The organism is Duganella sp. CF517 (assembly GCF_900110275.1).
Lineage (GTDB): Bacteria > Pseudomonadota > Gammaproteobacteria > Burkholderiales > Burkholderiaceae_D > Rugamonas.
On the sequence record NZ_FODC01000005.1, the window covers coordinates 235,224 to 251,279 of the forward strand.

Below are 16,056 nucleotides of genomic sequence, written 5' to 3' on the forward strand. Positions count from 1 at the left end.
CTCATTCCAGCGCCAGGATCTCGGCCGTCGTGCGGCGCAGGATCGCCCGGATGTGCTCCAGCTTGGCCGCACTTGGGTGGTTTTCCTGGCCCTGCGCGATGACCGCGTGCTTGAGCTCATGCATGATCGTGCGCAGGTCGTCGCGCGACTCGGCCGGATCGCTCATGCGCGCCACGATGGCGTCGACGAACTGGCGGTTCTCGGCCAGGAAGGCCTCGCCCTCGGCGGTGATGGTATGCAGCTTCTTGTTGCCGTCGGCGCTGGCCGAGACATGGCCCATATCGAGCAGCATCGACAGCAGCGGATAGATCGCGCCGGGGCTGGGCGTGTAGCCGCCGCCGGAACGCTGCTCCAGTTCCTTGATGATCTCGTAGCCATGGCGCGGCTTTTCCGAAATCAACTGCAACACGATGTAGCGCATGGCGCCGGCATCGAACATTTTCGGGCCGCGGCCGCGACCGCCTCCGCCGCCATGATGCGGACCATGCGCCGCGCGCGGATGATGATGATGATGATGTGAAAAACCAAACATTTTGAACTCCCTTCGATATAACACGTTAAGATATAAATTATTACGATATAACTTATTAAGATATATCTTATCCTATTTTTAGCAGAGTTCAAGCGGCGATTTGTAACAAGCAACGCCGGAACGAAAAAAGCAGACCGTCGGGTCTGCTTTTTGGTGGGGGACGTTGGGCGCCTAGCTGTCGAGGTGGGAGATCAGCAGGCGCCGGTTGTCGGTTTCGCCGCTCTTGGCCTTGGGCTGCACCACCACGCGCGAGTTCTGCGTGTCGAGCGAGATGCCGACCGACAGGATGTCGATCAGCAGCAGCTGCAGGATGCGCGAGATCATCGACAGGAAGGTGGTGCTGTCCTCGGTGTGGTCGACCGCCAGGCAGACGCTGGCCTTCTTGGCCAGCGGCGAATTGCTGGCCGTGATGGCGATGACGTCGGCGCCGGCCGCGCGCGCCGCGTCGACCGCTTCCAGCAGGTCCGGCAGCTTGCCGGAGTTGGAAATGGCGATCACCACGTCGCCCGGATTGAGCAGCTCGGCCGCCAACGTCAGCAAGTGCGAGTCGCCGTAGGCCGACGTCGGAATGCGGAAGCGGAAGAACTTGTGCTGGCCGTCCAGCGCCACCACGCGCGAATTGCCCATCGCGTAAAACTCGACCCGCTTGGCCTTGGCCACCAGCGCGATCGCCTTGTCGAGCGAGCGCACGTCCAGCTGGTCGCGGAATTTCAAGATCGCGGAAACGGTATTGTCGATGACCTTGGCGCTCAGGTCGTGCGTGCTGTCGCTGACCCGCACCTGGCTGTGGCGGACCGGGATCGCGCCCGTCAGGCTGCTGGCGAACTTCAGTTTGAAATCGGCCAGGCCGAGGAATCCGAGCGAGCGGCAGAAGCGGATCACGGTCGGCTGGCTCACCTCCGCCAGGCGCGCGATGTCGGCGATCGGTTCGTTGAGCACCAGGCGCGGCTGCTCCAGCACCAGCTGCGCGACGCGCTGCTCGGCCGGCGTCAGTTCGTGCTGCAGATGCTGCACGCGCTCCATCAGCGTGTTGGCGCCGCTGCGTCCGCGCAGGTGCTCGGACAAGATCGTCGCCACGCCGTAGAAGGCCGGATTCGGCGTCGTGATCACGTAGGTCGGAATCTCCGACAAATAGCTGGTGAAGCGGCCCTTGGCTTCGAAGCGCGAGCGGAACGGCGAAGTGGCGAACCAATCCCCCATGCGCGGCACGATGCCGCCGCCGATGAACATGCCGCCGAACGCGCCCAGCGTGACGGCCAGGTTGGCGGTGGCGCCGCCCAGCATCGCGCAGAAGCATTCCAACACTTCGAGGCACAGCGGGTCCTTGTCGGTCAGCGCGCCGGCCATGATCTCCTGCGACGTCAGGTCGCGCACCTGGCGGCCATTGCGCTTGGCGATGGCGCGGTAGATGATCTCCATGCCGGGGCCGGAAATCAGGCGCTCGGTCGAGACGTGCGACCAGGTCTGCCACGCGTACTGCAGGATCGAATATTCGCGCTCGTCGGCCGGGGCGAAGTTGGTGTGGCCGCCCTCGGAACCGAGCGTGACGAAACCGTCGACGGTCGGGATCACGCCGGACACGCCAAGGCCGGTGCCCGGTCCCAGCACGCCGATGACGGAGTTCGACGCCGGTTTGCCGCCGCCCACCTGCATCAGGTCCGCCGGCTTGAGGCCCGGCAGCGACATCGCCAGCGCCGTGAAGTCGTTGACCACTAATAAAGTGTGCAGGCCGAGCGCGCGGCGCACTTCGTCGGTGGAGAATTCCCAATCGCGGTTGGTCATGCGCACATGGTCGCCGCTGACCGGGTTGGCCACCGCCAGCGCGGCGTGGTTCAAGGTGATGTCGGCGTGGTCGGACAGGTACGATCGCAGCATGGCGACGATGTCGCTAAAGTCGTCGCACTTGAGCACACGCACGGCGCGGAATTCGCCGGGGGCCGTTTGCAAAGCGAAGCGCGCGTGCGTCGCGCCGATGTCGGCCAGCAGGCGCGGGCCGTCGGCGAACGCCGTGCGGTTGAGTTTTTGGTCTACTTCAGCTTGTTTCATCGTTCGATTCAGTCAAAACAGTTGGCGGAAGCATACCCGAAATATCTGGTGTTAAGAAGCTAAGAGAGCGCGAACTGAAAGCAAACGGCGGCAAATCGCCGCCGTCCGCCCTTATTTGGCGTAGCCGAACCAGGCGCCGAAGGCCGGCAACCGCACCTGCGCGCCGTCCACCGTGCCAGGCAGGTCGTAACCTTCCATCTGTTCGGCGCCCGCCACCTGCGGCAACGGGAAGCTGACCGCCTCGCCGGCCAGATTGAACACGGCGATGATACCGCGCTCGCCGTCGGCGTCGCGGCGCAGCGCCAGCACCGGCTCCGGCGTATCGAAGAACTGGATGTCGCCGCGCGTGAGCTGCGGCAGCTTGCGGCGCCAGGCGATGAATTTGCGCGTGAACGCCAGCGACGATTCGGCGTCCGACTCCTGCACCGCCGCCGCCTTGGCGATATGGTCCGGCGACAGCGGCAACCACGGCTTGCCGGTGGTGAAGCCGCCATCGGCGGTGCCGGTCCACGCCATCGGCGTGCGGCAGCCGTCGCGGCCCTTGAACTCCGGCCAGAAGGTGATGCCGTACGGATCCTGCAGCAGTTCGAACGGCACGTCCGCCTCGGCGAACGCCAGCTCGTCGCCCTGGTACAGGCACGGCGTGCCTTTGAGCGACAGCTGCATCGCCAGGATCATCTTGGCGAACGCCTTCGGCGCGCCCGGTCCGCCCCAGCGCGTGGCGACGCGCTGCACGTCGTGGTTACCGACCGACCACGAGGCCCAGCCGCCTTTGACGCGCGCCTCGAACTGCTCCACCTGTTTGCGGATGTAGTGCGAGGAGCACGTCGGCACCAGCAGGTTGAAGCTGTAGGCCATGTGCAGCTTGTCGCCGCCGGCGGTGTATTCGGCCATCACGGCCAGCGAATCGTCGGCGCCCACTTCGCCGATCGACACCGCCTGGTATTCGTTGAGCAGGGTGCGCAGCTTTTGCAGGAACGGCAGGTTCTCCGGACGGCTCTTGTCGTAGACGTGGGCCTGCATGCCGTACGGGTTCACGTCCGAGACGGTGGCGGTGTCGCGGTTGACGGCCGGCGGATTGCTGCGCAACTCGGGATCGTGGAAGTGGAAGTTCGACGCGTCCAGGCGGATGCCGTCGACGCCGCGCTCGAGCCAGAAGCGCAGCGCGTCCAGGTGCGCCTGCTGCACTTGCGGGTTGTGGAAGTTGAGCTGCGGCTGGCTGACGAGGAAATTATGTAAATAGTATTGACGACGGCGCGTATCCCACTGCCACGACGAGCCGCCGAACACCGACATCCAGTTGTTCGGCGGGTTGCCGTCCGGCGCCGGGTCGGACCATACGTACCAGTCGGCCTTGGGATTGTCGCGGCTCGACCGGCTCTCCTTGAACCACGGATGCTCCTCGGCGGTGTGCGCCATCACCTGGTCGATCATGATCTTCAGGCCCAGGCTATGCGCCTTGGCGATCATGACGTCGAAGTCGGCCAAGGTGCCGAACATCGGATCGACGTCGCAGTAGTCGGAAATGTCGTAGCCGAAGTCCTTCATCGGCGATTTGAAAAATGGCGAAATCCAGACGATGTCCACGCCCAGCGATGCGATATAGTCCAGCTTTGCCGTAATCCCGGGCATGTCGCCGATGCCGTCGCCGTTGGTGTCGAGGAAGCTACGCGGGTACACCTGGTAGATGATCGCCTCGCGATACCAGTCGTTAGCGTGCGGGGAAACTTGAGTTAGTTGCTTAGTCATAAGAGAATCCGGGGTTGGCTGCGTGTCGTGGAAGGTGTGCGGCTGAGTTTGTAGAGAATATACATCACGATATTGTTTTTTTCAATCGTGTACCAGATTTGGGATTATCACAATTAATCCATTTAAATCAATTAGTTATGAGTTTTTATCGGAATTCATAAAACAAAAATGAGTAGTCAAACTACACAAATTTTAGGAGAAACCAGTGACTAGCAGCGCGATCGCCAACGGCAACGGGCCGATGCCCCGACAAATTCCCTACATCATCGCCAACGAAGGCTGCGAGCGTTTCAGCTTCTACGGCATGCGCAACATCCTCACGCCGTTTCTTCTGAGCACGCTTTTGCTGTTCATCCCGATGGAAGACCGCACCGCCGAGGCCAAGCACGTCTTCCACACCTTCGTCATCGGCGTGTACTTCTTCCCGCTGCTGGGCGGCTGGCTGGCCGACCGCTTCTTCGGCAAGTACAAGACGGTGTTCTGGTTTAGCCTGATCTACGTGGCGGGACACGCCTGCCTGGCGATCTTCGAGGACAACCTCAAAGGCTTTTACTTCGGCCTGGCGCTGATCGCCTTCGGCTCGGGCGGCATCAAGCCGCTGGTGGTGGCCTTCGTCGGCGACCAGTTCGACCAGACCAACAAGAACCGCGCCAAGCTGGTGTTCGACGCCTTCTACTGGATCATCAACTTCGGCTCCTTCTTCGCTTCGCTGCTGATGCCGGTGATGTTGCGCGACTACGGCCCGGCCGTGGCCTTCGGCATCCCCGGCATCCTGATGGCGATCGCCACGCTGGTGTTCTGGATCGGCCGCAAAAAATACGTGCACGTGCCGCCGGCCGCGCCCAATCCGGATTCGTTCAGCAGCGTCGCCCGCACCGCGCTGTTCGCCGAGGCGCCCGGCAAATCGCGCCCGGGCCTGATCGTCGCCGGCATCGGCGCGGCCGGCGCGGTGCTGTCGCTGTGCATGTCGCCGCAGTGGGGTTTCGTCATCGCCGCCTGCACCGCGCTGGTGCTGTTGCTGGCCTTCGGCGGCATCGGCGTGTCGATGCAACTGGAACGCGCGCGCGGCCTGCACACCGACGAGGCGGTGGAAGGCGTGCGCGCCGTGCTGCGCATCCTGATCGTGTTCGCGATGATCACGCCATTCTGGTCGCTGTTCGACCAGAAGGCGTCGACCTGGATCGTGCAGGCCAACGCGATGGACAGCCCGCTGCTGTCGATCTTCGGCTGGGAATTCACCCTGCTGCCGGCACAGATGCAGGCCATCAATCCGATCCTGGTGATGCTGCTGATCCCATTGAATAACATCGCGCTGTTCCCGCTGATGCGCGCCATCGGCATCACGCCGACGCCGTTGCGCCGCATGGGCATGGGCATCGCGCTGTCCGGCGCGGCGTGGATCGTGATCGGCGCCATCCAGCTGCAAATGGACGGCGGCGACAAGGTCTCGATCCTGTGGCAGCTGCTGCCCTACGCGCTACTGACGTTGGGCGAGGTGCTGGTGTCGGCCACCGGCCTGGAATTCGCCTACAGCCAGGCGCCGGCGCCGATGAAGGGCATCATCCTGAGCTTCTGGTATCTGGCTGTCACGGTCGGCAACCTGTGGGTGTTGATCGTCAATTCGGGGGTGAAGAACGACGCGGTCAGCGCGCACATCGCCACCAGCGGCATGAGCTCCATCGCGTTCCAGATGTTCTTCTTCGCCGGCTTCGCGCTGCTCACGGCCGGCGTGTTCGCGTTGTACGCGATGCGCTACAAGATGGTCGATAATTACCGCGTCGCGTCGAAATAACCCGGCAGGCCGGGCCGAGTCCGACTTGCACACGGGCAGGTATCCTACTTGGGAAGTGTTTGGGGTGTGCAACAATCGTTTGGTTATCGGAGTCACTCAAGGAGACGATCATGCCTACCCCATTCACCACCACCAAAACCGCCATCGGCCTGGCGGCGTTCTGCCTGGCGACCGCCTTCAGCGCGGCCGCGCACGCGCAAAGCAAACCGATGTCCGACAAGGATGTCGTCCAGCCCACCGGCAGCACCGGCGCCACGGCCTTCCAGTCCAAGGGCGCGGCCAAGGGCGAGGCCGAGGCCAATACCGGCGCGCAGAATGGTAACGCCGGCATGCAGCCGACCAGCAAGCCTGGCTTCGACAACAAGCCGCCCAAGGGCGCCAGGGAAGATTGCCATCGCCCTCAAGGCGGCGTCGATGCCAGCGGCGGCGAAAACATCGCCACCGCGCATAAAGACAACACGACCTGCACTAACCAGCCGGCGAAGAAGGCCGACAAAAAATAGGCACGGCGGCCAGGCGCCGCTGGCTGCAATCGAGGTACTGCTGCAGGTTGGCGGCGACTTGCCGCGCCTCGTCCAGCAAGCAGGGATCGGCCGCCACCGGCGCGACGTCGGCCCGGCGGCTGATCAGCTCCTCGCGGTAGACGCTGGTGAATTTTTTGTAGCGCAGCTTGAACGACCAGTGCGACGCGAGGAAGCCAAACACCTCGGCGCACTGGCTTCGCATCGACTTATAGCTCACCACCAGATAGCGGTGCTTCGGCAGCGTGTCCAGGGTCTGCAAGATCATCCGGTTGTACACCAGCCAGGCCCTCAAGTAGCGGTCGCGGTGCTTGCGGCGATGCCGCGCCAGCCGCATCGACCGGTAAAAACACTTCCAGGCCATCCGATAGGGCCAGCTCTTGGCCTGGTATCGCTTGTCGAGCAGGCCGAAGTCGCGCTTGAGCAGCGAATGCACCACCTCCTCGTAACCGCGCAGCAGCACCAGATACTTCGCCTGCGGCAGCAAGGCCGCGTAGGTATCGAGGAACAAGCAGGTACGCGGCTCCTTCCAACCCCATTGCGGAAAGCTGGCATTCCTGGCGTCGATCAGGGAGCCTATTTCCTCGCGCTCGCGCGCGCTCGGCGTCACCGCCCCGGGCGGATGCAGGCCGTCGGGATGAACCCCTTTGTCGATCAGGATTTGCTGGTGCAGCCGGAGGAAGTCCTCGTCCTCGAAATGGCCTTCGACATTGCCGGTGCCCGCGCCGACCAGGCGTTCACCGACCTGTAGGCCGCAATCACGCAACCAGTGGGTAATCAGCGATGTGCCCGAGCGGTGCATCCCCGCGATCACCAGGACATCACTGGCCATGCCCCGCCCTCCTGCTTCGAACGAAAGCGGTCTGACCCCGCACATACTCGCAGATGCGCGCGGTGCACTCCTCGATGCCGCTGTCGCGGGTATCCAGGTGCAGGTCCGGTTCGGATGGCGGCTCGAACGGGTCGTTGACGCCCGTCAGGCACGTTAACTTGTCGGGCGCATCGTCGGGCAGGCTGGCGCGCCGGTACAAGCCCTTGGTGTCGCGCCGCCGCAGTTCGTCGAGGGAGCAATCGATGAACACCACTTTCACGTCGGGATAGAGCGCCACCAGTTCCTTGCGCACGTCGTCATATGGGCTGATGGCGCTGACGATCGTGACGATGCCGTGCGCGGCGAATTTATCGGCCAGATAGCCGAGGCGACGCAGATTCTCGCTGCGGTCCCCACGCGAAAATCCCAGGTCGGTAAACAAGCGCGCGCGATACGGATCGGCGTCGATGACTTCGACAGGAATCGACTGTCGGCCGAGACTGTCCTTGACGCTGTTGGCAAGCGTCGACTTGCCGGCGCCGGACAGGCCGCAAAATAGCAGTATCATGTTAGCCCTCCTTGAAAAACGAATGCGGCCAAGACTAGCAGCGCAACGGCTGCACCGACCCGACAATTACCGCTTGATACAGGGCGTACAGTACGGCACAGGGTGTAAATGAAGCGGCAATCAAAATCCTACACCATTCAGGTTTGTGTTAATTTTTGATAAGAAATCAAAGCCGAGCGCCGGTGATTCGTATCGAAACTACAGATTCTGGAGTACCATATCCGCGAAATTTAAGGGAACTGCGGTTTATTTGTAGTCGCACTACTAAATTAACGGTTTGGAGACGGGATATGGCTGGTAAGCGTTTGGTGGCGGGTTCGTTAGGGGGCGCGCTGGCGCTGACATGTTTGACGGCCTCGGCGGCGCCGGTGCTGGCCGATTGCGACGGGGCGTTTGCGACCGCGCTGCACGCGGCGCCCGCCACCGACGCCCGCGCGTACTGGCTCAACCGTCAATTGATCAAATGGCCGGGCGCCGATGCCGCCAACGGCGTGTTCAAGCTCTATTATTCCGCCAATGCCTTGCTGCGCGCGGCGCCGGGCGCGCGCGTCACCGGCGAGGACGGCGTGCTGACGCTGCCGCGTTTCGATGGCGCCGTGCCGTCCGAGGTCGCGCGGCGCTTCAAGTTTGCCGGCGACGGCGCGGTGCTGAGCGTTCCCGACGCGGCGCGGCTGCTGACGCAGCAAGTGCTGTTGGTGCGGGAAGGCGGGGACGGCGTCGTGCTCGACGTGACGTCGCTGCAGATCGCCGGCGCGCTGGACGACCTTTACGCCGGCGCCGCCAAGGTCAAGGACCTCGGCGCGACAGCCAATGCGCGCGGCGCGGCCTTCAAGCTGTGGGCGCCGACCGCGCAGAACGTCGCCGTATGCACCTACGCCACCGGCTCGTCCAAGGCCAGCGCCATCACACCGATGGAACGCGACGACGCCACCGGCGTCTGGTCCGCGCGCGCCAACGGCGCCTATTACCAATACCTGGTCGACGTCATGACGCCGACCGCCGGCATCGTGCGCAACCTGGTCACCGATCCCTACTCGGTCAGCCTGACCACCGACTCCAAACGCAGCTACATCGCCAACCTGAACGCCGCCAAACTCAAGCCGGCCGGCTGGGACAGGACGCCGTCGCCGAAGAAGGTCGCCGCGCCGACCGACATGACGGTCTACGAACTGCACGTGCGCGACTTCTCGATCAACGACGGCACCGTCAGCGCGACCAACCGCGGCAAGTACACCGCCTTCACCGAAGCCGGCTCGAACGGCATGAAGCACCTGGCCGCGCTGAGCCGCGCCGGCCTGACCGACATCCACCTGCTGCCGGTCTACGACATCGCCACCGTGCCGGAACAGGGCTGCGTGGCGCCGGACATCGCCGCCCTGCCGGACCTCACGCCGGACGGGCTGGAACAGCAGGCGGAAGTGACCAAGGTCAAGTTCACCGACTGCTACAACTGGGGCTACGACCCGTATCACTACACCGCGCCGGAAGGCAGCTACGCCACCGATCCGGCCGACGGCGCCAAGCGCATCGTCGAATTCCGCCAGATGGTGCAGGCGCTGCACAAGGCCGGCCTGCGCGTGGGCATGGACGTGGTCTACAACCACACCTTCATCGCCGGCCAGAATGAGAAGTCGGTGCTGGACCGCGTGGTGCCCGGCTACTACCACCGGCTGAACGCGAGCGGCGGCATCGAACGCTCGACCTGCTGCGACAACACCGCCACCGAAAACCTGATGATGGCCAAGCTGATGATCGACTCGGTCGAAACATGGGCGGTGCAGTACAAGATCGACTCCTTCCGCTTCGACCTGATGGGCCACCAGCCGCGCGCCGCGATGGAGGAACTGCAGGCGCGCGTCAACCGCGCCACCGGCCGCCGCATCGACTTGATCGGCGAAGGCTGGAACTTCGGCGAAGTGGCCGACGGCGCCCGCTTCGTGCAGGCCTCGCAGCTGTCGCTCAACGGCAGCGGCATCGGCACCTTCAGCGACCGCGCGCGCGACGCCATGCGCGGCGGCGGCGCCGGCAGCAACGGCGGCGACGGCAGCGCGCAGATTATCGCGCAGCAGGGCTACATCAATGGCCTGGTCTACGCACCGAACGCGCAAGCGCCGGCGCGCCCCACCGCCGACCTGCTGCAAGCGTCGGACATGGTCAAGGTCGGCCTGGCCGGCTCGCTGCGCAACTACACGATGCGCACCTGGCAGGACGAGACCAGGCAGCTGCGGGATATCGTCTACGGCGGCAACCAGCCGGCCGGTTACGCCAGCGAGCCATCGGAAACCGTCAATTACGTCGAGAACCACGACAACCAGACGCTGTTCGACATCAATGTCTACAAGCTGCCGCTGGAGACCACGGGCGCCGAGCGCGCGCAGGTGCAAATGCTGGGCGCCGCCGTCAACGCCTTCAGCCAGGGCGTGGCCTACTTCCACGCCGGCTTCGACATCCTGCGCTCCAAATCGCTCGACCGCAACAGCTTCGAATCGGGCGACTGGTTCAATCGCCTGGACTGGACCTACCAGGACAACTACTACGGCACCGGCCTGCCGCGCGAGGAGGACAACGGTAAGGACTACGCGCTGATGAAGCCCCTGCTGGCCAACGCCGCGATCAAGCCGGCGCCGGCGGACATCGCCTGGTCGCGCGACGCCTTCCGCGATTTGCTGGCGATCCGCTCGAGCAGCACGCTGTTCCGCATGCGGACCTCGGCCGACATCGCGCAACGCCTGCGCTTCCACAACACCGGATCGGCGCAAGTGCCGACGGTGATCGCCGCGCACCTGGACGGCGCCGGCTACGCGGGCGCCAACTTCAAGTCGGTCACATACCTGATCAACGTCGACAAGGTCGCCCAGCGCATCACCGTCGACGACGAAAAGAATCGCCGCTACCAGCTGCATCCGGTGCACCTGCGGGCCGGCGCGGCGGACCGGCGCATCGCGCGCGAAGCGCGGTACGACGCCGCCTCCGGCACCTTCACGCTCCCCGCGCGCAGCGCAGTCGTATTCGTCGAATAACCCCCACCCGGGGTCAGTGCCGACATTCGGACACGAGCACAGCCTTATTGGCGCTCAGTTCGTGTCCGAATGTCGGCACTGACCCCGGTTTTGTTCTCGGCTTGCAAAATTGGGCGACTCCCGCGATAATGGAATAATTCTCATTTGCGTTTGCGCCCGCAGCCCGTTCCGCTCCAGCCACGTCACCGCCGTCAAAGAGAGAAATCTCCCTTCTCCCTTGAAAGACCCCTATGACTGTGTCGCAGTCCCAGAAAGCGCCCCAATTGCGTTACCGCGCCGGCGTCGCGTTGCGCGCGCTGGTCGCCATCTTCGGCGGCTACGCAGTGGCGGCCGCGATCGCGGCGGTGCTGGCCATGTGGCTGCCCATCGCCCGCGTCGAAGCCGCGCTGACCGCCACCATGGCGGGCCTGATCGTTTATCCGTGCGCGATTATGTGGTGCTTCGCCGCGCGCACGCCCCTGCGCGCACTGGGCGGCCTGCTGCTGGCGGCGCTGCCGTTGGCGCTGCTGCTGGCGCTGGGCGCGCAAGGTGCGCCGGCATGAAGGAAGGCTTGCGTCAATCGATGGCCTGGCTGCACACCTGGTCAGGCCTGCTGGTGGGCTGGGTGCTGATGCTGATCTTCATGGCCGGCACTTCCAGCTACTACCGCGATGAGATCACGCTGTGGATGAAACCCGAGCTGCACCGGACGGCGATCGCGCCGGTGACGCCGGCGGTGGCGGCCGATCAAGCCGCGCGCGTGCTGCAAAAGCGCGCGCCCAACAGCGAGCGCTGGTTCCTGTCCATGCCGAGCGAGCGCGAGCCGGCGGTGCAAACGATGTGGGCGCCGCCGGCCGGCGAAGGCAAAGCCAAGGGCAAGGGGCGGCGCCGCTTCCAGGAGGCCCTGCTGGACCCTGCCACCGGCGCCGAACTGGCCGAGGCGCGCTCCACGCGCGGCGGCGACTTTTTCTACCGCCTGCACTTCGACCTGCACTACATGCCCGTGCCGGTGGCGCGCTGGATCGTCGGCATCTGCGCCATGTCGATGCTGGTGGCGATCCTGTCCGGCATCGTCACCCACAAGCGCATCTTCAAGGATTTCTTCACCTTCCGCCCCCGCAAAGGCCAGCGTTCCTGGCTCGATTTCCATAACGTCAGCGCGGTGCTGGCGCTGCCCTTCCACCTGATGATCACGTACACCGGCCTGGTGACGCTGATGTTCATGTACATGCCGTGGGGCGTGAAGGTCGCCTACAACAACAATGACAAGGCCTTCTTCGCGGAGCTGTTCCCAGGCCTGCCGCAGGGCGCCAAAGCCTCCGGCGTGGCCGCGCCATTGACGCCGCTCGGCCCCGTGATCGCCCACGCCAGCCAGGCCTGGGGCGGCGCGCCGGCAGGAAGGATCACGGTCAACTTCCCCAACGACGCGGCGTCCACCATCGCCGTCACCCGGCAGGAGGGCCGCGGCGTCAGCTCGGACTTGCCGACGCTGATCTACGACGGCGCCACCGGCAGGCCGCTGCCGTCGCCCGACGCCGGACGCGGCGCCGCCGTAGCCACGCGCGGCGTCATGTACGGGCTGCACATCGGCCGCTTCGCCGATCCGCTGCTGCGCGCGCTGTTCTTCATCTCCGGCCTGGCCGGCAGCGCGATGGTGGCCACCGGCCTGCTGCTGTGGGCCGTCAAGGAAAAACCCAAGCATCTGAAGGCGGGCCGCATCGGCTTCGGCCTGCGGCTGGTGGAGGGCCTCAACATCGGCGCGGTCGCCGGTCTGCCGCTGGCCATGGCGGCCTATTTCTGGGCCAACCGGCTGCTGCCGGTGGGGCTGGCCGAACGTCCGGCGGCGGAGGCCAGCTGGTTCTTCGTCGCGTGGGCGGTGGCGATGGTGGCCGCGCTGGCCTGGCCGGCGCGCCCGATGTGGCGCCTGCAACTGCTGGTGGGCGGCCTGCTGTTCGCGCTGCTGCCGGTGCTGAACGGCGCGACCGGCGGCGCCCACCTGCTGGTCAGCATCCCCAATGGCTTGTGGGCGCTGGCCGGATTCGATGGCGTGACCTTGCTGATCGGCGGCCTGCTGCTATATGCTTCGGCGCGGCTGGGACGTGCGCCAGTGACAAAAACTCGACTTGCGGGGAATGCGGCATGACTACGATTTACGCGGTAATGACGGGATGCGCGGCGGTGGCCGGGGCCTTTTCGGGCTTCGCTTTTCTTGGCCTGGCGATGGATCGCCACTGGGCCGACGTCCACGGACGCGGCGCGGAACCGTCGCCGGCGCAGCGCCGCCGGCTGCAATGGTACGGTGGCGGGCAGCTGTTGTTGTCGCTGCTGGCATGTCTGGCGCTGCGCGGCAGTTCGCAGGGCTGGGTGCTGTGGCTCGGCGCGCTGACGGCCGCCGGATGGATGGCGGTGCTGATGATGACGTATGCGGTGCGGCGCTTGCCGCGCACTGGTATGGCGGCCGGCGGCCTGGCCGTGCTGGGGGCCGGGGTGGCGATGCTGGTGCATTGACCGTTACATGGTATCTTTTCGGCTTCTCCATCGTCCGATCAGATCATGAAACTGAACGCACTTTATTTGTCCGCCGTGTTGTTCGCGCTTACGAAATGGGCAGCGGCGGCGCCGGTCGTCGATCCGGTCGACTGGGTCAATCCGCTGATGGGCACCGCCAGCAAGCCCGAACTCTCCAACGGTAACACCTACCCGACCATCGCGCTGCCGTGGGGGATGAATTTCTGGACGCCGCAAACCGGCAAGATGGGCAACGGCTGGACCTACACCTACGACGCCGACAAGATCCGCGGCTTCAAGCAAACGCACCAGCCGTCGCCGTGGATGAACGACTACGGCCAGTTCGCCATCATGCCGGTGGTCGGCCAGGCCGGTGGCAAACCGAAATTCACGCAGGACGACCGCGCCAGCTGGTTTTCGCACAAGGCCGAAGTGGCAAAGCCTTACTACTACAGCGTCTATCTGGCCGACGCCGATGTCACGGCCGAGATCGCGCCGACCGAGCGCGCCGCGCAGTTCCGCTTCACGTTCCCGCGAACCGACGAGGCATACGTGGTGGTCGACGCCTACGACAAGGGCTCGTACATCAAGGTCATTCCGGCCGAACGCAAAATCGTCGGCTACAGCACCCGCCACGCGCGCGGCCCGCTGCCGAAGAACTTCAAGAACTACTTCGTCATCCACTTCGACAAGCCGTTCGCCTCCACCCGGCTGTGGAACGGCGACCAGCTGGCCGGGGACGTGCTGGAACTGGCGGCCGACCATGCCGGCGCGCTGGTCGGCTTCAAGACCGCCAAAGGCGAAAAAGTCGGCATGAAGGTGGCCTCCTCCTTCATCAGCGAAGAACAGGCGGAGCTGAACCTCAACCGCGAACTGGCCAACGACAGCTTCGACACGACCGCGCAAAAAGGCAGGAATATCTGGAACAAGACGCTGGGGCGCATCAGCGTCGAAGGCGGCAGCGAGGAGCAGACGCGCACCTTCTATTCCAGCCTGTATCGCACCTTGTTCTTCCCGAATAAGCTCTACGAGATCGACGCCGACAACCAGATCGTCCATTGGAGTCCGTACAACGGCCAGGTCCTGCCTGGCCATATGTTCGCCGGCACCGGCTTCTGGGATACCTTCCGCGCGCTCTACCCTTTCCTCAATCTGATGTACCCGTCGATCAACCGTGAAATGCAGGCCGGCCTGGCCAACGATTTCAAGGAAGGCGGCTGGCTGCCCGAGTGGTCGAGCCCCGGCTACGCCAACGTCATGATCGGGAATAACTCCGCCTCCGTGGTGGCGGAGGCGTACATCAAGGGCCTGCGCGGCTACGATATCGAAACGCTGTGGCAGGCGCTCAAGCACGGCGCCGACAACGAAGGCCCGATGAGCGCGGTCGGGCGCGCCGGCGTTGGCTACTACAATGATCTGGGCTACGTCCCGTACGATGTGAAGATCAACGAAAACGCCGCCCGCACGCTCGAATACGCGTACGACGATTTCGCCATCTACCAGCTGGGCAAGGCGTTGGGCAAGCCGCGCTCGGAGATCGCCATCTACGGCCAGCGCGCGCTGAACTACAAAAATCTGTTCGATCCGGAGACGGGTCTGATGCGCGGCAAGAACCGGGACGGCAGCTTCCAGTCGCCGTTCAACCCCTTCAAATGGGGCGACGCCTTCACCGAAGGGAATAGCTGGCACTACACCTGGTCGGTGTTCCAGGACGTGAACGGGCTGATAGAGCTGATGGGCGGGCGCGAAAAATTCGTCGCCAGGCTCGATGAGGTCTTCACGCTGCCGCCGGTGTACGACGAGAGCTACTACAAGGCCGTGATCCACGAGATCCGCGAAATGCAGATCGCGAACATGGGCCAGTACGCGCATGGCAACCAGCCGATCCAGCACATGATCTACCTGTACGGCTACGCCGGCGCTCCGTGGAAAACCCAGTACTGGGTGCGCGAAACGATGAACCGCATGTATAAACCGACACCGGACGGCTACTGCGGCGACGAGGACAATGGCCAGACCTCGGCGTGGTACGTGTTCTCCGCGCTCGGCTTCTACCCGGTCACGCCGGCGGTGCCGCAGTACGTAATCGGCGCGCCGCTGTTCAAAAAGGCCACCCTGACGCTGGAAAACGGCAAAACCATCGTCATCAACGCGCCGGCCAACAGCGACAGCAGCCGTTACGTGCGCGCGCTGAAGGTCGACGGCAAGGCCACCTCGAAGAACTGGCTCGGTCACGCAGACCTGGTGCGCGGCGCGACGCTGGACTTCGACATGGGGCAGCGGCCGGAAACCCGGCGCGCCGTCGCCCCGGCCGACGCGCCGTACTCGCTCTCCACCGATCCACAGTATCCATAAAGCCACACGGCGGGCGTCGGCCCGCCCGCCTTCCGCCCTCCTGGCTTATCCCAAAGCAAGTTTTACGCGTATCGTGCGCAGCGATTTTTAAATCGTGCTATTATTTATTTCATTAGCGCAATAATGTTTTCCTTGTTGCAAACAAATTCAGAGCCGCAGAGCCCCAAACACGCTC

Annotated in this window: 12 protein-coding genes; 7 read left to right on the forward strand and 5 right to left on the reverse strand. The window is 64.3% G+C overall.

Going from position 1 to position 16,056, the window contains the following annotated elements; translation table 11 throughout:
• Position 1: 1 nt before the first annotated feature.
• The 3 genes from BMX85_RS20430 to BMX85_RS20440 form a co-directional block, all read right to left on the reverse strand.
• A complete protein-coding gene (locus BMX85_RS20430; RefSeq protein ID WP_229210585.1) occupies positions 2-439 on the reverse strand; it encodes a PadR family transcriptional regulator in 438 nt (145 codons plus the stop codon).
• Between the two features lie 264 nt (positions 440-703).
• Complete coding sequence (locus BMX85_RS20435) at positions 704-2,578, reverse strand: glucokinase (RefSeq protein WP_090323000.1); 1,875 nt, start codon at positions 2,576-2,578, stop codon at positions 704-706.
• Between the two features lie 111 nt (positions 2,579-2,689).
• Positions 2,690-4,327, reverse strand: coding sequence for an alpha-amylase family glycosyl hydrolase (locus BMX85_RS20440; RefSeq protein ID WP_090323002.1), 1,638 nt, complete (start codon positions 4,325-4,327; stop codon positions 2,690-2,692).
• A 241-nt stretch (positions 4,328-4,568) separates the two neighbouring features.
• Here BMX85_RS20440 and BMX85_RS20445 point away from each other — a divergent pair, with 241 nt between their 5' ends.
• Together BMX85_RS20445 and BMX85_RS20450 are read left to right on the forward strand one after the other, a co-directional pair.
• Positions 4,569-6,119 (forward strand): POT-type proton-dependent oligopeptide transporter, encoded by a 1,551-nt coding sequence (locus BMX85_RS20445; protein WP_090323840.1) that lies wholly within the window; start codon positions 4,569-4,571, stop codon positions 6,117-6,119.
• Positions 6,120-6,229: 110 nt separating this feature from the next.
• On the forward strand, positions 6,230-6,622 hold the full coding sequence (locus tag BMX85_RS20450; protein ID WP_090323004.1) for a hypothetical protein: 393 nt from the start codon (positions 6,230-6,232) through the stop codon (positions 6,620-6,622).
• Here the strand turns inward: BMX85_RS20450 and BMX85_RS20455 are convergent.
• The gene (locus tag BMX85_RS20455) at positions 6,588-7,472 is read right to left on the reverse strand and encodes a hypothetical protein (RefSeq protein WP_090323007.1); all 885 of its coding nucleotides are present in this window, start codon (positions 7,470-7,472) and stop codon (positions 6,588-6,590) included. The genes BMX85_RS20450 and BMX85_RS20455 overlap by 35 nt on opposite strands.
• A complete protein-coding gene (cysC, locus tag BMX85_RS20460) occupies positions 7,462-8,019 on the reverse strand; it encodes an adenylyl-sulfate kinase (protein ID WP_090323009.1) in 558 nt (185 codons plus the stop codon). The genes BMX85_RS20455 and cysC overlap by 11 nt, the downstream gene beginning before the upstream one ends.
• A 290-nt stretch (positions 8,020-8,309) precedes the next feature.
• Between cysC and pulA the strand changes: the two genes are divergently transcribed.
• The 5 genes from pulA to BMX85_RS20485 all read left to right on the forward strand — a co-directional run bounded on the left by pulA (position 8,310) and on the right by BMX85_RS20485 (position 15,881).
• Positions 8,310-11,039: a pullulanase-type alpha-1,6-glucosidase gene (gene pulA, locus BMX85_RS20465; RefSeq protein WP_090323011.1), complete on the forward strand. Its 2,730-nt coding sequence runs from the start codon at positions 8,310-8,312 to the stop codon at positions 11,037-11,039.
• A 263-nt stretch (positions 11,040-11,302) separates the two neighbouring features.
• Complete coding sequence (locus BMX85_RS20470; RefSeq protein WP_373923927.1) at positions 11,303-11,581, forward strand: iron transporter; 279 nt, start codon at positions 11,303-11,305, stop codon at positions 11,579-11,581.
• Complete coding sequence (locus BMX85_RS31095; protein ID WP_090323015.1) at positions 11,578-13,161, forward strand: PepSY-associated TM helix domain-containing protein; 1,584 nt, start codon at positions 11,578-11,580, stop codon at positions 13,159-13,161. Before BMX85_RS20470 ends, BMX85_RS31095 begins: the two co-directional genes overlap by 4 nt.
• Entirely contained in the window at positions 13,158-13,526 is a 369-nt protein-coding gene (locus tag BMX85_RS20480; protein ID WP_090323018.1) for a DUF3325 domain-containing protein, read from the forward strand. The genes BMX85_RS31095 and BMX85_RS20480 overlap by 4 nt, the downstream gene beginning before the upstream one ends.
• A gap of 45 nt (positions 13,527-13,571) precedes the next feature.
• Positions 13,572-15,881 (forward strand): GH92 family glycosyl hydrolase, encoded by a 2,310-nt coding sequence (locus BMX85_RS20485; RefSeq protein WP_090323020.1) that lies wholly within the window; start codon positions 13,572-13,574, stop codon positions 15,879-15,881.
• Positions 15,882-16,056 lie beyond the last annotated feature (175 nt).